Below are 19,752 nucleotides of genomic sequence, written 5' to 3' on the forward strand. Positions count from 1 at the left end.
ATCATCGCCACCCCCGTCGCATCACCGAAATGATCACGGTTCAGCCCGCTCTCCCTGGGTCGTCGAGAGCTGTACCAGCGGCCGGCCCACGATCGCACTGGAGAGGGAGCGGAGCCACGGGGCTATTGGGTCTCGGGCTCGAAGCGTGGCGATGAGCATCCCCGGAAGGAAGATCATGGCGGGCAGGTGCTTCTTTCGTTGCAGGGCGGATTCCACTCTGTGCCCGGAAGCGAGTGCGCGGAAATGCTGGGAGATCCCCCTGAGCTGGCGATTGGTCGCCCAGGTGGGAGGGTTCCCATCCATCATGCGGAGCCGATCCGAGAGTCCCAGACACACCTCGGCCCGATAATCCTGCGACAGGCCGGGCGTACTCCGGTCGGTCATGCTGTGCGCGTGGACCCGATAGAAGGTCAACGGGTCCTGGAGGGCGGCACCGCGGCCGGCCTCGCGCAGCGCGTGGAAGAAGATCTCGTTGCTCACCGGCAGGAGGCTGAGGGCGGCCTCGTTCCGCCCGGGTGCGGGTCTTTCAGCTTGGGGTTTCCGTTGGAGTCGACGACGTTTTCCCAGTGCTCGATGAACAGCGTTTCACCCGTCATCGCCTCGGCGCATGTACGGAGCTTCGATGGGTGGAACCAGTCATCGGCGTCGAGTGGAGCGACCCAGTCGCCTGTGCTGAGGAGAAAAGCGTCGGTCAAGGTTTGGCCGAAACCTTGCTGGCTCCTCCGGATGACCTTGACGTTCTTTTCGTGGCGACGGCATACCTCCTCAGTTTCGTCGTTGGATCCGTCGTCGATGACGATGATTTCGTGAAGGACGAAGTTTCCAGGCTCCTGTTCCAGACAGCTTGTTATGGCCTGGTCGAGATATCGGCCGTAGTTGTGGCACAGGATCACGCACGAAATACGCGGAGGGGCGCTCACCGGTCACCCCCGTACACGTGGGCGTAGGCGTCCAGGATCGTCCTGTGTTCCTGGATCCTGTAGTCGAGGAACTCGCGGTCGAGACGGCGGGGCCCGGAGCCGAGCCGTGCTGCCGCCTTCTCCAGCGCAGTCAGGAACTTCTCTCCGAAGAGGTTGGGATGCCCCTGCGACCAATCGAACCATTCGGGTTCCTCGACGAAACCCTTGTGCCGCTCGTACTGCTCGGGCAAGCGCCCAGTGAGGGAGCAGACCGGAAGCAGGTTCAGGTCGAAGGCCAGTTCCAGCTGCCCGGAGTGACTCCCCCAGAGGTACGGCAGCAGCAGGGAGTCCGAAGCCAGCCCGGCTCTGACCACTTCGTCGTCCGTGGGATACGGGCGCATGGTGAGCCGGATACGGGGATCGTGCCGGGCCGTCTCCAGGAGCAGCGGGGCACGGCCGGCGTCAGCGAAGTCCGCAGGGCTGAACGCGCGCAGGAGGACGCGAAGCGTGCTGTGGGGATCCGTGATCCCCAGGCTCCAGTTGGCCATGGTGGACAACTGGTCCCGGCTGGCCCGGGAGGCACCGAACATGAGGTACCTGGCCCCCGGGCTCCTCGCCTCGCGCTCCAGGTCAGCCAGCGACTCCGGGGCAGCGACGTATCCGTGGGGGATGACCGTCGCTGTGACACGCTCGCCGAGGACCTCCGTCAGCTTCGTGACGGATCCCTCAGTGAGGCAGACCCAGCTGACCTCGGCAGATCGGAGCAGCCGCAGCCGCTCGACGAAGCCTTCGGCGTTGCCGACCATAGGCCGGGTGTCATGGGCGGTGAAGACCACGTTGACCCCGTAGCCCAGGCACGCGTCGAGCAGGCGCTCCAGGGCGGCGATGTCCTCGAAGTCGATGTGGTGCAGGTGCAGGACGTCGAGCCACGTGAGAGGGCCGTGTTCGAGGAGCCACGCGGCGCTGACCGCCTCTGGCACAGTCTCGCCCGTGGGAATCTCTGTCCCGTTCAGGATGTGGAAGTCAGGGCTCTGGAGCTTCCACGCGTACGGGGTACGCGCCGGCAGGTGAACGACACGCAGGCCCCTGGACCGGGGAACCGCCGTCACTGTTCTCCCACCTCCGTCCCTCCCACGCCGACGAGGAGCAGCTGGGTGGACAGACCGTTGGAGGCGTCGTCGCTTCGGGTGAGGCCCGCGTAGTGGATCTCGAACCCGGAGGCCCGCAGCAGCGCCTGGAACTCGTCGCTTGCCCACTCCCGCACATGGCTGGGGTTGCGCGGCGGTCCAGGGGTGTCGTAGCCGCTGCGGCACTCACGGGCCGGTGTGGACAGGACCGCAGCAGCGCTGCCTTCCCGCATCAGGCCCAGGATGAGAGACAGGGCCGGGGCCGGGTCCACCAGGTGCTCGATCACGTCGGAGCAGATCACCACGGACCGGCGGACGAGGTCCGGGGCGAGCGGCAGCCGCTCTGCCGATTCGAGGTCCGCCTCCACCCAGTGTCCGAAGGGGTGGTTGTCGTGGCACCAGCGCAGGTTGTCCCCGAAGTCCACGCCGACGAAGGTCCAGTCGGGGTGCTCGGCGGCGAGCGAGGCCAGCTTGCCCGCCTGACCGCAGCCGATGTCGATCACGACGTCACGGCCGAGCTCCTTGGCCCGTTCGGCAGCGTAGGGGTACACGTCGGGCTGCCAGGTGACGGTGTCGTCCGTCTCGTCAAGGAAGTACTCGACCTCGCTCCGGCTGCGGTAGCCGCGGCGAATGAAGAAGGTCTCGGGGCCGCCTATCGGCTGCGAGGACTCGGAGAGGGCCGGGGGCTGCGGGGCATCGGGGCCGGTCAGGGGCTGTGATGTGGTCGTGGTGTCCGCGTGCACAGTCAGACTCCTTGCTTGCTCGGGTGTGTGGTGCGGCAGAGGGCACACGGCCTGCTACGGCCGCGGGTTCGGCGCTCCCTCGGAGGGGGCCTGCTACTTCGGCCAGCAGGAGAACAGCGTGATCAGCCGCTCGACGAGCTCCTCGCGGATCCCACGCCACTCCCGGTCTCCGGCGCGTCGCGCGGCGGAGGCGCGGTCGTACTCCGCCTGGCCGACCTCGGGCAGACACGCGTACATCTGGAGCAGGGCCGACCCGTCGTCGGAGGGTGCCGAGTCGGTGTCCGCTGCCAGCAGGGCCCTGATGTCCTCGGCAGGCATGGAGCCGTCGATTCCGGAGCCGGGGATGCTCTTACTCATCTTCGGCAGGCCCCCGAGGCCCGGGATCATCTTGGTGTAGATGCCGGCCAGCCGGTCTGCGGGCAGACCCCAGCGTTCCGCCCCGCGCCGGGCGAGGGCGACGTACTTGTGCTCGTCGACGCCCAGGGACACCAGCACGTGCCGTCCTTCGCGCAGCAAGTGCACGAAGTCAGCGGCCATCAGCAACGTGGCCTGCTTCATGCCGTAGCTGAGGTGGTCGAAGACGCCGTGGTTCCGGTAGAGCCCGGCGAGGTCCTCCTCGGCCCACTGGAAGTCGTCGTCGTCCAGGTGGCGCGAGAGCAGGAACGCGGTGGCCATGACATCGGTCTCGCCCTCCTGCCGACGCAGTACACCGCGTCCCGGGTCGAAGCCGAGCCCAAGCGCGAACTCCTCGTACTGGTCGGCCAGGCGGCGTACCGCGTCCAGCGGCGTGCGACGCGCGTTGTAGGAGTCGAGGTCGCCGAGCACGATCTGCACGTCGAGCCCGCACTGCTGGAGCTTGACCGCGCGCAGCAGCTGGAAGAGGGTGCCGGCGTGCGGCGGACCGCCGAGCCCGACGCCAGTGGTGACGATCGCCGGCCGACCCCCAGAGACGGCGTCCGCGAACTCCCGCGCACCGGTGTGGCACACCCACTTCGTGTGCAGGTCGCCAGGGCTCATCCCCGCGAGGGCGAAGTCGATGGCGCCGAGGCCAAGGTGCTCGTACTGGTGCTGGTCGATGACGCTCTCGTAGTACGCGGTGTCGAACTTCATGCGATCCCCTCCAACTGAGGCTGCTCTCGTATGGCGAAGGCCCGGCGGACCAGCGGCTCGAAGCCGTCGGCCAGCAGGTCCCCGATCACGGCGTTGCGAGGTGCGGCCACGCTGCCGAGGTCCGCGGTGACCGTTCCGTCGGCGAGGACCCAGACGCGGAACGGGTACGGGTCCTCGGGCGCCCGTGTGGGCTGGGCGAAGATCTCCACCGGGGCGACGGCACCGCGCACCCCGTCCACGGCCCGGACGAAGTCATCCCGCTCGAAGCCGTAGAGCTCCGCCTTGCCCGCGCTGGCACGGCCGATGGGCCTGTACTGGGAGATCAGCCAGTACTCGACCTCCGTGCGGTCAGCGATGCCGGCGACGAACTCCGCGAGCCGCGGCAGCTCCCGCACGGACGCGGCCGTGGTGAACGTGTTGAAGGCGAGTCGGCGCTGGTCGGCGACGAGGAACTCGACGTTGGACCGGAACCGTTCGAAGTAGCCCTGCCCGCGGAACCAGTCGGCCGAGTCTGCCTCCGGACCGTCGATGGCCAGGGAGTAGAGGGTCACGTGGTCGCGCACCCCCGCGTAACGGTCGCTCAGGAGCAGCCCGTTGGTGTGGAGATTGGTTTCGAAGCCGGCTTCCTGCGCGTGCCGGAGGGCGACCTCCAGGTGGTTGTCGTAGGGCATCACGGGGTCGCCGCCGGTGAACACGACCCGGTGGGCTGCGGACTCGGCGCGGACCTGGTCGATGACCCTCCGGACGGTGTCCGGGTCCGTCTTGACCCGGTTGCGCTCCCGGTAGCAGAACCGGCACACACCCGGTGAGGCGCTGGTCGGTGCCAGGTCCCAGGCGTTGCAGTCGGTGTTGAGGACCAGGTGAACGATCGCGAGTTCGTCGTGCGTCAGCATGGGGCCTTCTCCTTGTTGCCAGGGACGACCAGGAGGGCTGTGGGGGAGACGGGTCGAAGGAGCGAGCGGAGCTTGTCCGGGGCGCCGCCGGTGAGGCGTACGAACTGCTGCAGCGTGTCCAGACCCGCGCCGGCGTCGATGATCGTGAGTGCCGTGTCGATGCCGGATTGGACGGTGGGCACCGCCTCGGACATCACCATGAGCAAAGCCGCGTTGAGGGCGACCGCGTTCCGCGCCTGACTGGTGTCATGGCCTGCCAGTACGCGTATCGCGGCGGCGACGTTCTCCCGAGGGTCCTCGTGCTGGGTGACGGACATCAGGTCCTGTGGCATCGAGGACGCGCCCTTGCGTACCTCGTCATTGAAGGTCAGGTCCTCGTCGCCGGCGTTGATGCGGCAGGCTCGCACGGTGCTTCCGGGGATCAGTTCGTCGACTTGGACCGCCTTGCCGGGGCTGGAGTTGATGACCGCCACGTCGGGCAGGCCGAGTCTGGAGAGCAGCCGGGCGGAAGCGCCGACCGCGGGGTGCGAGAGGCCGTACACGTAGGCGGTGCAGGTGACCGGGCTGAGGAGGGCGGGGAACGCCAGGCTGAGCGCGTGCACGGCCTGGAACCTGCCGCCGTAGCGGCGGTCGAACTCGGGCACGCGGTTCTCGATGGAGAAGAACCCGAAGCCGGTCTCCGCCGTAATGTCGACCATCTCCTGGTGCGGCACCGTGTCGCTCGTCGCGCCCACGAGGTCGATGAAGTCGCGGGACCCGGTCTTCGACGACGCACTGCGCGATCCGAGCTTCGCGACGTGTGCTCCCCCGGTGGCCGCCACCAGCGCGGCGGCGGTACTGAGGTTGATCGTCTTGAAGGTCTTCTTCCCGCTGCCCGTGTAGCCGACGAACCGCATGCCCTCCGGCGGCTGGTGGAAGTCCCAGTTGCTTCGGTCCAGGGATGTCGCGGCCTGGACAGCGGCCTCGACCTCCTCCAACCGTGGCCCCCGCAGGAGCAGTCCCGTCAGGACGCTTCCCAGCATCACGTCGCGCGTGTGGCCCTCTGGTAAGGCGAGGATGCGCGTGATCCCGTCGTGGACGTCCTGGGGTGGAATGTCGGCAGGTGAGTTGATCTTGTGGGCCAGCAATGGCGTTGTGACCGCCATGGCGTGGGCTCCTTCCGTCACGTGTCGGATGTGAGCAGGACCTTGAAGGGGCGATGGCGGGCTTCGTTGTTCAGGGCCGCCAGTCCCTGCGGCAGTTCGCCGAGGGGGAATCGGTCTCGGGTCATGAGGGCGGCCCAGCCGCCGCCCTTGGCGATGACGTCGATGGCGTCTCGGAAGTCGTCATGGCCATCCGCGCGGCAGTACGAGAAGGAGCCGCGCAGGGTGATCGAGCGACGGAAGACATCCCGCAGGGGGACCGAGAGAACGACGCGGGGCGCGTAGGCGTTCTGGACGAGAACCGTTCCCCCGTCACGAACAGCCTTCAGCGCCTGGCGTATGGGGGAGTCGCTGTGACCAGACGCGGCGTCCACGACGGCGTCGCACGCCGGCAGCTCGGCAGAGTGGAGAGCGATGTGCCGGTCGAGGACGTAGCGCAGTTGATGCGATCGCGAGGGTTCCCTGACCAGCATGTGCACGTCCCACCCCGCCTCTGCCGCGCAGATGGCCGTACACACCGCAAGGACGCCGCCCCCGATGATGCCGAGCCGCCCCATGGGCACACGTAGCCCGCAGCGGACTCCGTGCAGGGCCACCGCCATCGGATCGGCGAGGACTCCGTGCGCGGGATCGTGCAGGTGGCCAAGTGGGACGATGCTGCCGCGGGGCGCCCGCACGCAGCCGGCGAGACCTCCGGGAAGATCCCATCCGATGCGCTGGAGCCGTGGGCAGAGGTGGACATGTCCGCGGTCGCAGTAGTGGCACGAGCGGCAGGAGACCAGCGGGTCGATTGCGACCCAGTCACCCGTCTCCGTGTCGACACCGACGATCTCGTGCCCGGGGTACCACGGTTCCGGCAACTGTCCTTGCCAAGGGTGATTGAGCTTCGCGACGTCGCTTCCGCACAATCCCGTGAAGCGTGTCTCGACGAGCGTCGTGTCGCGTGCCGAGGACATGGCGACCGGAGCGGGGAGTCGGCAGAGGACTCCGTCCTCAACTGCCCACGCGTACGGGCCGGTCATCGCTGCCCCCATCTGTCCAGCAAGGTGGGGAGAGCTTCCACATTGGGTATCGCCCTGCCGGACCAAGCGGTCTCGCCGAACGCGAGGCCACTCGGCCCGCCCCGACGCTCCACGCGCACGGCACGCATGCCGGCCCGCTCTGCGCCGGCAAGCTCGTCACCGCCGCCATCGCCGCAGTAGAGGGCCTGCTGCGTGGCAACACCGAGGTCTCGGAGGACCGCGCGGAAGAGCAGACGGTCGGGCTTCACCGCACCCGCCCGGCAGCTGAACACGACAGCGTCGAAGTGTGGCGCGAGGTCGCTCGCGCTCCACGCTTCGGCGATGTCCGGGGACGCGTCGCTGAGGACGGCCAGCCTGGTGCCACCGCGCCGAAGCTGCTCCAGCGCCCGCAAGAGAGAGGCATCGGCCTGGAGACGGACATGGGCGAGCCGGGCCAGGAGCACTTCCAGCTCATTCACACAGGCAGCGGAGGCGTCGCAGCGGGCGACGAGGTGAACCGCCACCTCGGTGGTGGACGCCATCTGCCCGTCGTGCCTCGCCTGCCAACTGTCGGACAGCACCGACTCGGCGACCGCCGGGGACACGCGCAGCATCGCGGCGAACTGGGCAGCGGCAGCCCTCCGCTCGACCACACTCGGGGCTGCGACGAGCGTGCCGAACAGATCGAGTATCACTGCGGTCGGGCGTGGAGCCGGAGCAGCAGAACTCCGCTGCGGTGAAGGGCCAAGCAGTACGTCGCCCACTGGATGCGTGGCGGGCGCGGACAGGATCGTCGACACGGAGGTGCACGTCGGCGGATAGCGCATGGTGAGGCTCCATCGGTAGATCGGTGATCTCGTGCAGAACCGAACTCTCCGGCTGGCCGGACTGCGGCCAGATGACGCCTTCTCGGGCGTCCAACAGCAGAGGAAGGAGGAATCGACTGCCACCAGGTCGAGGCCGCGCTGGGCCGCTAGAGCCCGGTGAAGCCGTCGGCGCGCTCACAGCCGCAGCCCCGACAACAAGCCGGCGACCGACGCCGTGACGTCCTTCACGAACGGGCCGACGCTGTGGGTCCCGGCGAGATACAGACCGAAAACCGCGCACACAACGGCATGCCCCGCCTTGAGCCCACCTCCGCGGCACAAGAAGACGATCACGATGCCGAGGAGCAGCAGGACAGCAACATCGACAGCCACCGAGGAGCCCCCTTCGATCTCGGACGAATAGTGGAGACCGAGGCGGGTACTGGGACGACCGCGTCGGTGTGACCATGACAGCGGCTCGGAGCTGTGCGGAGTATCACAAGCCGTTCCTGAAGCTGCTCATCAGCAGCTCATGGCCGGGCGACCTGACTTTTCAACATCCGCTTACACACGGGTTCATGACAGGCAGACTTAGGCTCCGGATCATGACCAGGGATGGGCAGGCGGTAGGCGCGGTGGGTAAGAGTCGCCCGGGGTGGCGTCCGGACAGGTTGAGACAGCAACGCGAAGCTCACGGCCTGACGCTCGAAGGCGCGGGCGAGCAGGTGCGCGAGGTGGCCCGGGCCGCGGGGCTCACGGTGCCGGCGGCCAACTTTCAGACGCTGTGGCAGCACGAGCAGGGAGAGGTCTATCCCGGACCCCACTACCGTCGCGCTTACTGCCTTCTGTACCGCGCGACCGAGCCCGAGCTCGGCTTCCGTAACGCTCTGCCCGACGAGGCCACGAAGCTCAAGTTCACCGCGTCGAGCGAACCGCAGAACGGCGCCCACGTCCTGGCCGTGGAACGGGCGTTGCACCAGCTGGCGCCGAGCGCGGAGGACGCCGACGGTCTGGGCGTCCAGCAGCGAATCCTCGATGCCTGGAAGCGGCGTCACACCGGCGGTGATCCGAACCGGCCGACGCTGATGATGGTCGGCGGCTACGCGGGCAGCGGGAAGTCGGAATTCGCCCGCTTCGTATCGCAACTCACTGGTTGGCCCGTCCTCGACAAGGACCCGATCACGCGCCCGCTCGTCGAGCGCCTCCTTGTTGAAATGGGCAGCGAGCCCAACGACCGGCACACCGACCTCTACCGGGAGAAGGTCCGCCCGCTGGAGTACCAGTGCCTGCTGGAGACCGCGTACGCGAACGTGGACTGCGCGATCAGCACCGTCCTCTCCGCGCCCTTCATCGCCGAGACCACTGACCCTCGGTGGATGCGGCGCCTGATCAACCGCTGCGAAGCACGTGGCGTCACCGTCGCTGTCGTCTGGATTCAGTGCGACCTCGACACGATGCACGAGTACATCAGCTTCCGGTCCGCCGCCCGGGACAGCTGGAAACTCCAGAACTGGGACACGTACGCCGCCGGGATCGATCTTGAGCTGCGGCCCGTCGTGCCGCACTTGGTTGTCGACAACCGTCTCGGCTCCGCGATATCGCTCACGGACCAGGTGCGCCAGGTCTTCGGGACGGTGTTCCAGTGAGGCAGGGCATCCTGCTGTACGGGCCGCCGGCGGCGGGCAAGGACACGATCACGGCGGCTCTCACCGAACTCGACGCGCGGTACGTGCTGTTCACCCGGCTGAAGATCGGGACCGGGAAGACCAAGGGCTACCGGATGGGTACGCCAGAGCAGCTGACCGCCCTAGAGGCACGCGGCGATGTCATCTACCGCAACGACCGGTACGGCAACATCTACGTCGTCGACCGCCCCGGCCTCGACCAAGCCATGGAGGGCGGCAAGACCCCAGTCGTCCACCTCGGCCAGCTGGCGGGGATGGAGCAGGTAACCGCTCTTTACCCGGCGCGCTGGGTGCGCGTTCTGCTGTGGTGCTCCAAGGAGACCACCGCTCGCCGCTCACCACAGCGTGGTGACACCGACACGGCGGCCCGGCTGGCCGCGTGGGACGCCACTCAGGCCGATCTTGCGGCTCATCCGCGAGCCCAGTGGGAACTGCGCGTGGAGACGGACGCGACGGCACCCCACGAAACCGCACAGAGGATCGACGACATCGTCCGCACCACGCCACCACGCTCCTGACGGCCAGGACGTCAGTGCCCCAGCGGATGCGACCTGCTCAACTCGGGTTGCCCGGGTCCCGCTCAAGACGCAGAGCTTCCAGGGCCTCAGCGATATCCAGCCGCTCGTCTCTGTTCCCGTCCCACCGGGCAAGCGTCGCGGCAGCCGCGTGCATAAGGGAGTCCGGCAGCCCGGCGTCGGCGAGAAGGGCCGCTGCGTCCTCAAGCTCTGGGCCCCAACGCCAGGCGCGGGCGGCGGTCTTGGGGATGTAGTCGGTCTCCATGAGGTAGCTGCGGGTGCGCTTGGCCGCGATCACCAGCAGCTCGTCGGCTACCCCGTACGTGTCCGCCGCCCCGTAGGCCACGGCAGCCAGCACCCGGGAGACCTTCTGGTAGCTGGAGTACGCGAGCTTGAGTGCGGAGGCTTTGCCGATGCTGTCGCCAAGGACGTGGGTCCGCACATCGGTGCCGGCGAAAAGTTCGGCGATCCGGTCGGCCTGCCCGACGGCGCCGGAAAGGTAGAGCGTCGGGGACTTGCCGCTCACCGGAGGCGAACCGACCACTGCGGCGTCGATGACCGGCATCGGGGCCAAGCGGTCGGCGATACTCACCACGCGCGACGGCGAGACGGCGTTCGCGTCGACATAGATCGTGCCCGCTTCGGACATGCCGAGCTCGGCTACCTGGCCGGCGGTCTCCTCCGCTGCGGCGGGAGGGCATAGGGAGAGCAGCACATCAGAGCGGGAGACAAGCTCGGGCAGCGCCGCAGCTTCGAGGCCCGCGCTGTCGGCCCGGCGGCGGGTTGTGTCGCTGCGTCCGTCGGGGCACCACAGCACGATGTGGCCCCTCGCGCGCAGCTGGGCGCCGAAGGCGGATCCCATACTGCCGGGGTGCAACAGCCCAATGGTGCTCGTCATGCCGCGGTCCTTGTGTGGTCGACGGAGTGCAAAAGCAGCAGGTCGATGGCGGCGCGTGCATGCGGCACCACGTGGTCCGGCCTGGAATCGTCCGGCGGCCAGGAACGGCCGTTGCCGATCCAGATGGTGCGCAGCCCTGCGGAGCGTCCGCCGCCGATGTCGTTGACCGGGTTGTCCCCGACCATCCAGCCACCGTCGCCCAGCACGGTGCCGCAGCGGGCTGCCGCCAGGGCGAAGTGCCGGGTCTGCGGCTTGCGCGCGTCAGCCTCCTCGGAGACGAAGACGCCGTCCACGCGCTCGGAGATACCGGTGGCCCACAGCTTGGCGCGCTGGATGTCCGCTGCACCATTGGTGGCCACCCCCACTCGCCAGCTGGCCGCACGCAGCTCGTCCAAGCCGTCGAGGACCGCAGTCGGGCACGACACCATGGCCGCGATGTCGGTGCAGTACGCGCGCCACAACTCGTCAGCCGACATGGGCAGCCGGTACCGGGACCGGATCACATCAAAGGTGGACGGGTAGGCGCGCTCATCCACCATGTCCAGGACGTACGCTCGCTCCTCGTTCTCCAGACCGTGCCGGTCGGTGAACTCGGCGGCCCAGTCAACGAGGGCCCCTCGCCGGTCCACCAGAGTGTTGTCAAGGTCAAAGAGAACCAGAGGGCGCTGCACATCCCGCACCCTAATGCCTGAGGGTCAGCGCAGGACGCTCGACCACCCGCAGCTCTCGGGGCCAGGCCCAGGACTGTCCGGCTACCATGCGCCAATGGGCTCCAGTAGGCGGTGGAGGTCGTGGGGTAGCGCGCAAACTTGCTCAAGCAACGGAGCCGGAAGGGGCCGACGCGCACCACGAGCGACCACCCTTGGGAGAAAACTGGGAGATGATCTTCCCTCAGAGCCCTTGCGACACCCCGCCACGCCAATCGAGACCAACAGCCTGACCTGCACAGACATCAATCTCAGCCGGTAGTGATCTTGTCCGATCCTCATTCGGGACGAAGAGGTCGTGGGTTCAAATCCCGCCACCCCGACAGCTAAATAGCAGTTCAGAGGGCCCAGTGTGTAAGTTGCACTGGGCCCTCTGGTTTTGTGTTTCTACCGACGTGACTGTCGATTCCTGAGTGCCTACGGCTTCCGTGGGCCCGCCCCGAAGATGCCGTCCGTCACGACGGCGCCTGTCTGGATCACCGGCCTGATCTGCTTCCGGTAGACCTCCTCGGTCACGGCCACCCCAGCAGCTTCGACCTCATCGAAGCCACCCTGATGAGCACCACGGCTCCGGCACGCTGAACCACGTCGATATCCCGGCACGGCCGGGGCTGTCGTGAGCGGGGCCAAGGCCTATGGTGCGTTCACCGCCGCCGCGGCGTTCGGCACCGCCTCCACCGGTGCAGCCATCTCGACGCTGTCCGGGAGAAGCCGCTGGCGGGCCTCCCTGGCGGCGGGCATAGGGGTCGGCGCCGCGACACAAGCACGCGGGCCCGGCGAGCGCGGGTGCAGATGTCGACGCACGCCGAGCCCCACCTCCGCCGAGATAGCGAAGGACGTCCGCTCAGGATGTTCCACCACTCCGCCAAGGCAGTATCAGGAAAATCATCACGCTCCTCGTTGACGTTGCCAACACACACGGCATCTTCCTTATCAGACGCTCGCGTGTACGGTGGAGCCATGAAGGAATCAACTCCACCAGCCGCCGAATCGCTGATCACCGGAGCAGAGATCGCCAGGCTGGCGGGGGTGACACGTGCCGCCGTCTCCAACTGGCGACGGCGGTACGGCGACTTTCCCGCCCCTGCCGATGCCGGAGCGAGCACGCCGCTCTTCTCTCTCGCCGAAGTCCGGTCCTGGCTAGCCGAACAGCAGAAGGGCACGGATGTCTCGGACGACGTCCGCCTGTGGCAAGCGCTACGAGGACGCTTCGGCGACGACATCATCACGGGCGTCACCGGCGTCGCCCGCCTCCTGGCCCGTGGCGACGCCGACGGACTGGACGAGGACCTGGCCGACCTGGCCACGGGTCTGGCCGCGAAGGAAACGCCGGGCCAGGTCGTCGAGCAGCTGGTGGAGCGTTTCCGCGACTCCTCGCGACGGGTCGGCTCCGACCAGGTCACTTCGCTGCGCCTGGTCAAGGCAGTGAGCCAGGTCGCGGGGACGGTGCCCGACGACTCCGTCATCCTCGATCCTGCCTGCGGCATCGGGACCCTGCTCCTGTCCGTCGGCCCCGCGGCGGGCCCTGTGCGGCGCGGTCAGGAGATCGATCCGGCCGTGGCGGAGCTGGCGCAGGCGCGAGCCGACCTCGCCGGGCACCGGAACACGGTGGTCGAGACCGGGGACTCCCTACGCCAGGACCACTGGCCCGATCTCCGTGCCGACCTCGTCCTGTGCGACCCGCCGACCGCCGGTCCCGACTGGGGCCGCGAGGAGCTGCTTCTCGACTCCCGCTGGGAGCTGGGCACGCCCTCGAAGGCGGAAGGGGATCTGGCCTGGCTCCAGCACTGCTACGCCCACACCGCGCCCGGCGGCAGAGTGGTCGCCGTCATGCCCGCGTCCGTGGCCTACCGGAAGGCCGGCAGACGCATCCGGGCGGAGATCGTCCGCCGGGGCATCCTCACGGATGTCGTGGCCCTGCCGCCCGGGATGGTGGCCTCACACGCGCAGCCTGTTCATCTGTGGGTCCTGCGCCGCCCGGCCGACGCGTCCGGCGGCTCCGGGTCGGTGCACATGGTGGACCTCACCTCCAACTCGCCTGACGGCCCGATGGAACCCGCGGCCGGGCAAGCCGTCGACGTGCCGCTCATCGACCTGCTCAACGACTCCGTCGACCTCACCCCGAGTGCCCATGTGGACGCCGCACGCGAGGATCTGCCTGCCGAATACCGTGCCCTCCGGCAGCGCATCGAGGAGAGGCTGGGGCAGCTGAACGCCCTGCTGCCCGCTCTCTCGGCGGGCGAGGGGCCCGGGACGCTGGACGGCGCGACGATCAGCTTGGCCGATCTGTCCCGCGCCGGACTTGTCGAGTTCACCGATGCCGAACCACATTCGAAGAGCGACCAGTTGGACACCGACTACCTGCGGGGCTTTCTGCGCAGTGCGTCCAACAACCGCCGCTCGACCAGCAGCAGCGGCTCCTACCGCCTCGACGTGAAAGGCGCGCGCGTCCCGCAGATGGCCGTGGAGGAGCAACAGCGATACGGTGCCGCCTTCCGCGCCCTGCGGGAGTTCGAGGCGTACGTCGGCGAAGTCGCCCGGCTGGCGGAGCAGGCGAGCGCTCTCGCTCGCGACGGTCTCACCAACGGGGCTCTCGTGCCGCCTGAGGACCCCGCCTGACGGGCGCGTCACCAGTCCCGCCCGCCATCGACCGGGCGATGACGGCGATCTCGGCCAGCAGCTCTCCTGGCGGGCAGTCCAGAGCCAGAGCGTGCTGGTGGATGCGGATTCCGGCGTGGCGCACCCGGTGCGTCACGCTCGGCTCGTATCCCCTCGCGTAGACGAGGTGGCCGTCCGGAAGGCCGAGCGCCGTGCAGTAGGCGAGCATCTGGTAGAGGTCGGCGTCCGGGGACCCCGGCCTGGACGAGCTACGGGAGCTGACCAGCAGGCCCGACGTGGTGCTGGACACGGCCTTCGTCCTCGCGGACCCCGTCCACGTCGACCTCGACGATCCGCAGGACACCGTCGCCGTCCAGCACGCGCTCTTCTTCCCCGAGGAGGACGAACGGACGCCCGTCGTCTTCTTCCTGCTCACCCGGGTCGCGCCGACCCTGCGGCACATCGGATGGCTGCCGAAGCCGGTCCGGCGGAAGCCCGCGCGGTCGTGAGGATGAGCGTCGCCGTCCGCCGTCGGCCGTGAGGCGTGCGCACGGCTCTCCTTTACGCTCACGGGCCGCCGACGACCGGAGGTGCGGCCCGCCGTCCCGGTGGCGGGCCGGGCTTCGGAACGGTCCTGCTCGGCTGCCGTCCCGGCGCCGGGGGCGGGGCGGGGGTGGCTGCGGCCGACCGGCCCGCTTCCTGCGGTCGCGAGGGCGGGAGCGTCGCGGCGGACGGGACCGTGGGCCCCCTTTCGAGCGCCTCCAGAAGGACTTCGACCGCCGGCAGGCGGCTCTGGATCTCCGAGGGCGCGGGGGGCATGTCGTGCGCCCGGTAGTGGCAGGCGGTGCTGAGCGCGGACCAGGTGAGGTAGCAACGCCTGGCGGTCTCCCGGTCGGTGTAGGCCCCCAGGCACAGGATGCGGTGCTTCCCGACGCGCGTCATGCCGGGGGCCACGCCCTGCCAGAAGTCGTCCAGGCCGCGTTCGAGGGCCCGGCGCAGCAGCAGCGCCGCCGCACGGGCCCGCACACCGGGGCCGAGCGAGGTCATCGTGCCGGCCGAGGGGCGCAGGAGGGACTGGGCGGCGGAGACGTCCGCGCGCGCGGTGTCGTCCGTCATCGGGAACCGCCCTGCGTGCCGACGGTGCCCCGGCCACCGCGCCGGATGGCCTCGGCCAGCCGTTCCGTACGCGCCACCAGCCTCTTGCGGTCCGTGACGGTGGCCAGCCCTCCGTGGGCTCCCCTGTTCAGCTCACCGACCAACGCGCCGCCTCCAGGATGAAGGCGTTCGACCGCCGCACAGGCATCGCCGGAGGAGTCCCCCAGCAGCGCGAAGGCCACGTACTCCTTGGTCCGCGCCTGGACAGGCACCCGCTTCTCGAACTCCGCGAGGCTCAGGCGGCGGCCCTGCCCGTCCCGCAGGGTGCGACGGGCGGTCTCCACGCAGGCGACCTCCAGGGCGGCACGGCACATCGCCGGGACGACCCGGTCGGCCACGGCCTGGGGCAGGGAGGGGTCGAGGGAGACCTCCCGGGCCTCGCCGAGCGCCTGCTGGAGGGGGTCCCTCATCCGCTCGACGGTCACGTGCGACTTCTCCTCGCGGGAGATGCGGTGGACCGTCGCCTCGATCCCGAGGTGGGTGATGGCCTGTTCCAGTCGGCTGTCATGGGTGAAGACGACGACCTGGCGGTGCCGGGCGCACTCGCTGAGGACGGTGGCCAGCCCCTCCACCTTCTGGGTGTCCATCGACTGCACCGGGTCGTCGATGACGAGGAAGCCGAACGGGCTGGCCTCGTGCGTGGCCCGGGGGATGAACAACGAAAGGGCGAGCGAGTGCAGTTCGCCCTGGCTCATCACGCTGTACGCGGCCGCCGCGTGGTCGTCCACCGAGACGTCGAGCTCCACTCCGCCCTGCTTGGCCGTTCCCTTGAGCTTGACGCGGCCGAGGGAGACGCTGCTGCTCTCGCAGAGCTTCGTCCACACCTCCTGGGCGTGCTTGTCGAAGCGCTCCATACGGTCGTCCCTCAGCTCGTCCGTCAGCTTCCTGAACCACTCACGGGCTGCCTTGGCCGTTCTGCGCCGACCGGTCGCGTCCTCCGCCTTCTCCGTCGCCTCGACCCACTCCGTAAGCCGCACGGCCACGGGCCGCCAGGCGGTGTCGCGGTCGGTCAGCCGACGCGCGGCCTCCTCCCCGGACTGTCGGCAGGCAGCCGCCAGCCTCGGCGCGAGGCGTCCGACGCACTCGGCCAGTTCGGCGGGGTCGGTGAGACTCCGGCAGAGCGACCACTCGCGCCACAGTCCCGCCAGATCGGATTCCTCCTCCCTCAGCGGGTCGGGAACGGGCTGCACCAGGTCGTGCACGGCACGCTTGGCACCGCTGAGCGTGCGGCGTACGGCATCGGCCTCGGCCGCCTCCGCCTGGAGCCGCTCGATCTCGGCCCGTGTCGCCTCGGCCCATGCCTGGTCGAGACGGTTCTCGGTGCCGCAGACCGGACAATGGGGGCTTCCCGACCGGCGGCGCTGTTCGAACGCGGCCTCCAGCAGCGCGGCCAGGCGGCGCGCGTCCTCCGCGTTGGAGTGCCGTACGTCCTCGAAGGCCGCGATGGCCTCCCTCAGCCGGTCCAGCGCCCCGGCCACCTCCGCCTCGTCGGGGCCGGTCAGGGAGGCGCGCGCCCGAAGGCGGGCCGCGTCGCCCTGGTCGGCGACCGCGTCCTGGTCGAGCAGGGCCCGTACGGCGTCGACATCGGGGACCCGCCCGCCGAGAGCCCGCATCGCGTCGACGGCACGCCGGTCGTCCAGACCGTTCAGCGCCTCGACGGCCGCGGTCCGCAGCGGGCGGGGCCTGGCCTCGATGTCCTCGTACTCCTTGACCCGGGCCGCAAGCCGGATGTCCATCTCGCCGAGCCGGCCGAGCCCGATGAACGTGGAGATCTTCCGGTACAGATCGCTCATCGTGCCGTCCACCATCGAGCCCAGCTCGCTGTAGGGCAGGAACGGCCGGTAGACGTCGAGCATCGCGGCGTTCACGCACTCCTCCAGCTTCAGCTCGGTGCCGTCCTCCCGGACCACCGTCGTACGCGCGTCCTCCACCTTCTCCCCGTGCCAGGTGCGGCGCACCGTGACCGGCTCGGCGGCGTCGTCGAGGGTGAGGCTTACGGCGACCTGGGGAACCGCGGTCTCGTGCAGGTTGCGCCACCCCTTCCGCCAAGGCGCCGCGCGGGGCTTACCGCCGTTGCTGCCGTCCCAGCGGGCGTTGAACCCGGTGAGCGCGATCTCGGCGGCCTCCGCGAAGCTCGACTTCCCGGTGCCGTTGCTGCCCGCGATCACGGTGAGACCGGGGCCGTACGGGAGGTCGAGCGTCGCCTCGGGGCCCACGCCCCGCCAGCCGGCCGCCGTGATGGACCGCAGGTACACGGGGCCGGCCCGCCCCTCCTCCTCCGGAGCGGGCTCCGGGAGCGTGTCGCGGAGCAGGGCGGCGGCCTCGGGGGACAGAGCGGACGGCTCGGCGGCGTCGATGCGCTCGGCGATCAGCTGGCGCAGGGGGGTCTCGTCGCGCATGGCGTGCTCCTCACGGGAGTGGGCGGCGGTCACGACGGGAAAGCCGAACCGTTCACTCCAGAATCATCACGTACACGCGTTGGCAATGTCAACAGACAATATTGGCGTCACGTTCGCTCACACTCGCGCCCGCGGGACGTGCGTTCGAGTCTTCCGTCCCCGCCCCTCGCGCCCACGGCGTGAGCCCCAGGCATCGCCGGGCGTCCGCGCGCCGTCAGACGGCATCCCCCTGGACCGCACCCGGGCCCGTCGCCCCCGCCAGGTCGTGCCCGTGGCGGACACCGAGTGGGAGGCCCCCTTCCGCGGAGAGGGCGACAACTGCTTTCGCATCGGGACCGACGCGGAAGGCGACGCGTACATAGCCGTAGCCGGCCGCAGGCGCTCGCCGGGCTGCCGGCGCAGAGCGAGAGCCGTACGGAGACCCGCGTACAGCGCCCCGCGTACCGCCGGTCGTCCGCCCGACTTCCGCCGAGCCGGGCGACCGTACCGTTGACCACCCTGCGAGGGTGGCCGACGCCGGTGAGCAGCGAGGCCAGAGCGGTGCGTACGCGGTCCAGTGCGACGGCGTCGGTGGGCAGGTCGTGGCGTCCACCCCGACCCGGGCGACCTGTCGCCGCTCGCCGGGCGGCCGCAGGCGCACCGTCTTGTCCGCCGCGGCCGGGACCAGGCGATCCGACCGCTTCGCGGACGCCACCGTGAAGCCGCTCCAGGACCGTACGTACGACATCGCCGTCGGGGCTGCCGAGTTCGGCACGACCGGGCCACGATCGTCCACCGCAGGCTACCGCCGGGCATGTCCACGGCGGTGGACCGTGCGGGGCCGCCCGCCGCGTCAGCTCCGTCACCCGCGACTGGGTACGAGCCGCCCATCTCCCCTCGTGCGTCAGGGATCAGGGCACCGGAGGACCAGAGGACGACGGCACGGCCGGAATACTCCCGGGGGTGAGCCGACCGGATGAACTCTCCGGTGCGCCGGGCGCCGGGCAGGGGCCCTCAGGGCCGCGTGCCACCGTCCGGTCCGGCCTGGTCGGGACGCACAGAATTTCCTTGTACTTGCCTGTAACGACACGAAGTTGAGGGTTTATCTACGCGCGGAGCATGGGCCACCGAACGATCATTCGGGCATATCAGACGACTTCCCGTACGGGCATTACCGGTGGGTACCGCGAGCTGCTAGAAACTGCATCGCTCCTTCAACTCCCCATCCCCCACGCGCCGAAGGGCTGGCAGCCGTGTCAGTACGAAGAATTTGGGCATCCGTATCCACTCTCGCCCTCGCCGCAGTGGCCGTTCTCGGCGTCGCCGGACCGGCTTCCGCGGCCGACTCCGCCGCCGCGGGCGGCTATGTCGCGCTCGGCGATTCCTACTCCTCGGGTGTCGGCGCCGGAAGCTACCTCTCCGACAGCGGCGACTGCCGGCGCAGCACCAAGGCCTACCCGTATCTGTGGCAGGCCGCGAACTCCCCCGCCTCGTTCGACTTCGTCGCCTGCTCGGGGGCGACCACCTCGTCCGTGGCGAGCCGCCAGCTCGGGGTGCTCAGCGCGTCCACCTCGCTGGTCAGCGTCACCGCCGGAGGCAATGACGTCGGGTTCGCCGACGTCATGCAGGACTGCGTGCTGGGAAGCGAGGCCACCTGCATCAGCAGCGTGAACGCCGCCGTTCGGCAGATGAACAGCTCCCTGCCCGGCAGCCTCGATTCGCTCTACGACAACATCCGGGCCCGCGCGCCGCAGGCCCAGGTCGTGGTCCTCGGCTACCCCCGCTTCTACAAGCTGTCCGGCAGCTGCATCGCCGGGCTCACCGAGGCCGAACGGTCCGCGATCAACAACGCGTCGGACGTCCTGAACGGGGTCCTGGCCAAGCGGTCCGCCGACGCCGGGTTCACCTTCTCCAGCGTGGTCGACGAATTCACCGGACACGAGCTGTGCTCGGGCGCTGCCTGGATCCACAGCGTCACGGTCCCGATCCAGAACTCGTACCACCCCAAGGCCGCTGGGCAGTCGGGCGGCTATCTGCCCGCCTTCCGCTCGGTGGTGTAGGACCGAGCGGCGACACAGGGCGGCGGTTCACCGGT

20 protein-coding genes and 1 pseudogene are annotated in these 19,752 nt (G+C 69.4%); 5 read left to right on the top strand and 16 right to left on the bottom strand.

The window, feature by feature from the left end; all coding sequences use genetic code 11:
* Positions 1-33 precede the first annotated feature (33 nt).
* The 10 genes from IG90_RS0124500 to IG90_RS0124545 all read right to left on the bottom strand — a co-directional run bounded on the left by IG90_RS0124500 (position 34) and on the right by IG90_RS0124545 (position 8,114).
* Positions 34-480 (bottom strand): hypothetical protein, encoded by a 447-nt coding sequence (locus IG90_RS0124500; protein WP_030588463.1) that lies wholly within the window; start codon positions 478-480, stop codon positions 34-36.
* Complete coding sequence (locus IG90_RS39725) at positions 477-920, bottom strand: glycosyltransferase family 2 protein (RefSeq protein ID WP_078585341.1); 444 nt, start codon at positions 918-920, stop codon at positions 477-479. The genes IG90_RS0124500 and IG90_RS39725 overlap by 4 nt, the downstream gene beginning before the upstream one ends.
* Positions 917-1,879 (bottom strand): hypothetical protein, encoded by a 963-nt coding sequence (locus IG90_RS0124510; protein WP_233436043.1) that lies wholly within the window; start codon positions 1,877-1,879, stop codon positions 917-919. Before IG90_RS0124510 ends, IG90_RS39725 begins: the two co-directional genes overlap by 4 nt.
* A gap of 125 nt (positions 1,880-2,004) precedes the next feature.
* Positions 2,005-2,769 (bottom strand): class I SAM-dependent methyltransferase, encoded by a 765-nt coding sequence (locus IG90_RS0124515; protein ID WP_233436042.1) that lies wholly within the window; start codon positions 2,767-2,769, stop codon positions 2,005-2,007.
* Positions 2,770-2,862: 93 nt separating this feature from the next.
* Positions 2,863-3,879 (bottom strand): nucleotidyl transferase family protein, encoded by a 1,017-nt coding sequence (locus tag IG90_RS0124520; RefSeq protein ID WP_030588475.1) that lies wholly within the window; start codon positions 3,877-3,879, stop codon positions 2,863-2,865.
* Positions 3,876-4,772 (bottom strand): radical SAM protein, encoded by an 897-nt coding sequence (locus IG90_RS0124525; protein ID WP_030588478.1) that lies wholly within the window; start codon positions 4,770-4,772, stop codon positions 3,876-3,878. The genes IG90_RS0124520 and IG90_RS0124525 overlap by 4 nt, the downstream gene beginning before the upstream one ends.
* Complete coding sequence (locus IG90_RS0124530; protein ID WP_078585340.1) at positions 4,766-5,917, bottom strand: hypothetical protein; 1,152 nt, start codon at positions 5,915-5,917, stop codon at positions 4,766-4,768. The genes IG90_RS0124525 and IG90_RS0124530 overlap by 7 nt, the downstream gene beginning before the upstream one ends.
* Positions 5,918-5,934: 17 nt before the next feature.
* A complete protein-coding gene (locus tag IG90_RS40805) occupies positions 5,935-6,948 on the bottom strand; it encodes an alcohol dehydrogenase catalytic domain-containing protein (RefSeq protein WP_078585339.1) in 1,014 nt (337 codons plus the stop codon).
* Positions 6,933-7,742: an HAD family hydrolase gene (locus tag IG90_RS40810; RefSeq protein WP_078585338.1), complete on the bottom strand. Its 810-nt coding sequence runs from the start codon at positions 7,740-7,742 to the stop codon at positions 6,933-6,935. The genes IG90_RS40805 and IG90_RS40810 overlap by 16 nt, the downstream gene beginning before the upstream one ends.
* Before the next feature lie 174 nt (positions 7,743-7,916).
* Positions 7,917-8,114, bottom strand: a complete 198-nt coding sequence (locus IG90_RS0124545) for a hypothetical protein (protein WP_030588493.1) — start codon at positions 8,112-8,114, stop codon at positions 7,917-7,919.
* A 212-nt stretch (positions 8,115-8,326) separates the two neighbouring features.
* Here IG90_RS0124545 and IG90_RS0124550 point away from each other — a divergent pair, with 212 nt between their 5' ends.
* Both IG90_RS0124550 and IG90_RS0124555 read left to right on the top strand, forming a co-directional pair.
* A complete protein-coding gene (locus tag IG90_RS0124550) occupies positions 8,327-9,367 on the top strand; it encodes an AAA family ATPase (protein ID WP_030588495.1) in 1,041 nt (346 codons plus the stop codon).
* A complete protein-coding gene (locus IG90_RS0124555; protein WP_030588498.1) occupies positions 9,364-9,924 on the top strand; it encodes a phosphotransferase-like protein in 561 nt (186 codons plus the stop codon). The genes IG90_RS0124550 and IG90_RS0124555 overlap by 4 nt, the downstream gene beginning before the upstream one ends.
* Positions 9,925-9,961: 37 nt before the next feature.
* Here IG90_RS0124555 and IG90_RS0124560 read toward each other — a convergent pair whose 3' ends face one another.
* The 3 genes and pseudogenes from IG90_RS0124560 to IG90_RS46115 all read right to left on the bottom strand — a co-directional run.
* The gene (locus IG90_RS0124560; protein ID WP_030588501.1) at positions 9,962-10,819 is read right to left on the bottom strand and encodes an NAD(P)-dependent oxidoreductase; all 858 of its coding nucleotides are present in this window, start codon (positions 10,817-10,819) and stop codon (positions 9,962-9,964) included.
* Entirely contained in the window at positions 10,816-11,490 is a 675-nt protein-coding gene (locus IG90_RS0124565) for an HAD family hydrolase (RefSeq protein ID WP_030588504.1), read from the bottom strand. Before IG90_RS0124565 ends, IG90_RS0124560 begins: the two co-directional genes overlap by 4 nt.
* A gap of 453 nt (positions 11,491-11,943) precedes the next feature.
* Positions 11,944-12,054 (bottom strand): annotated as a pseudogene (locus IG90_RS46115) (site-specific integrase); the annotation flags it as partial.
* Positions 12,055-12,486: 432 nt separating this feature from the next.
* Here IG90_RS46115 and IG90_RS0124575 point away from each other — a divergent pair.
* Positions 12,487-14,145, top strand: coding sequence for an N-6 DNA methylase (locus IG90_RS0124575; protein WP_030588507.1), 1,659 nt, complete (start codon positions 12,487-12,489; stop codon positions 14,143-14,145).
* Here the strand turns inward: IG90_RS0124575 and IG90_RS0124580 are convergent.
* Entirely contained in the window at positions 14,105-14,434 is a 330-nt protein-coding gene (locus IG90_RS0124580; RefSeq protein WP_030588510.1) for a hypothetical protein, read from the bottom strand. The genes IG90_RS0124575 and IG90_RS0124580 overlap by 41 nt on opposite strands.
* On the opposite strand from IG90_RS0124580, the gene IG90_RS0124585 reads away from it, so the two are divergent.
* Positions 14,421-14,633 (top strand): hypothetical protein, encoded by a 213-nt coding sequence (locus IG90_RS0124585; protein ID WP_233436041.1) that lies wholly within the window; start codon positions 14,421-14,423, stop codon positions 14,631-14,633. The two genes, IG90_RS0124580 and IG90_RS0124585, sit on opposite strands and share 14 nt — an antisense overlap.
* A gap of 58 nt (positions 14,634-14,691) precedes the next feature.
* Here IG90_RS0124585 and IG90_RS0124590 read toward each other — a convergent pair whose 3' ends face one another.
* A complete protein-coding gene (locus IG90_RS0124590; RefSeq protein WP_030588517.1) occupies positions 14,692-15,240 on the bottom strand; it encodes a hypothetical protein in 549 nt (182 codons plus the stop codon).
* Complete coding sequence (locus tag IG90_RS0124595; RefSeq protein ID WP_030588520.1) at positions 15,237-17,678, bottom strand: AAA family ATPase; 2,442 nt, start codon at positions 17,676-17,678, stop codon at positions 15,237-15,239. The genes IG90_RS0124590 and IG90_RS0124595 overlap by 4 nt, the downstream gene beginning before the upstream one ends.
* 1,232 nt (positions 17,679-18,910) lie before the next feature.
* Between IG90_RS0124595 and IG90_RS0124600 the strand changes: the two genes are divergently transcribed.
* Positions 18,911-19,717: an SGNH/GDSL hydrolase family protein gene (locus tag IG90_RS0124600; RefSeq protein ID WP_030588523.1), complete on the top strand. Its 807-nt coding sequence runs from the start codon at positions 18,911-18,913 to the stop codon at positions 19,715-19,717.
* Positions 19,718-19,752 lie beyond the last annotated feature (35 nt).

The sequence above is a fragment of the Streptomyces anulatus genome, assembly GCF_000721175.1.
Lineage (GTDB): Bacteria > Actinomycetota > Actinomycetes > Streptomycetales > Streptomycetaceae > Streptomyces > Streptomyces anulatus_C.

Excerpts from the sequence above, each read along its gene's own strand:
- IG90_RS0124595 (WP_030588520.1), bottom strand. The coding sequence starts at position 17,678 with ATGCGCGACGAGACCCCCCTGCGCCAGCTGATCGCCGAGCGCATCGAC.
- IG90_RS0124550 (WP_030588495.1), top strand. The coding sequence starts at position 8,327 with ATGACCAGGGATGGGCAGGCGGTAGGCGCGGTGGGTAAGAGTCGCCCG.
- IG90_RS0124590 (WP_030588517.1), bottom strand. The coding sequence starts at position 15,240 with ATGACGGACGACACCGCGCGCGCGGACGTCTCCGCCGCCCAGTCCCTC.
- IG90_RS0124530 (WP_078585340.1), bottom strand. The coding sequence starts at position 5,917 with ATGGCGGTCACAACGCCATTGCTGGCCCACAAGATCAACTCACCTGCC.
- IG90_RS40805 (WP_078585339.1), bottom strand. The coding sequence starts at position 6,948 with ATGGGGGCAGCGATGACCGGCCCGTACGCGTGGGCAGTTGAGGACGGA.
- IG90_RS0124560 (WP_030588501.1), bottom strand. The coding sequence starts at position 10,819 with ATGACGAGCACCATTGGGCTGTTGCACCCCGGCAGTATGGGATCCGCC.
- IG90_RS0124575 (WP_030588507.1), top strand. The coding sequence starts at position 12,487 with ATGAAGGAATCAACTCCACCAGCCGCCGAATCGCTGATCACCGGAGCA.
- IG90_RS40810 (WP_078585338.1), bottom strand. The coding sequence starts at position 7,742 with ATGCGCTATCCGCCGACGTGCACCTCCGTGTCGACGATCCTGTCCGCG.
- IG90_RS0124525 (WP_030588478.1), bottom strand. The coding sequence starts at position 4,772 with ATGCTGACGCACGACGAACTCGCGATCGTTCACCTGGTCCTCAACACC.
- IG90_RS0124520 (WP_030588475.1), bottom strand. The coding sequence starts at position 3,879 with ATGAAGTTCGACACCGCGTACTACGAGAGCGTCATCGACCAGCACCAG.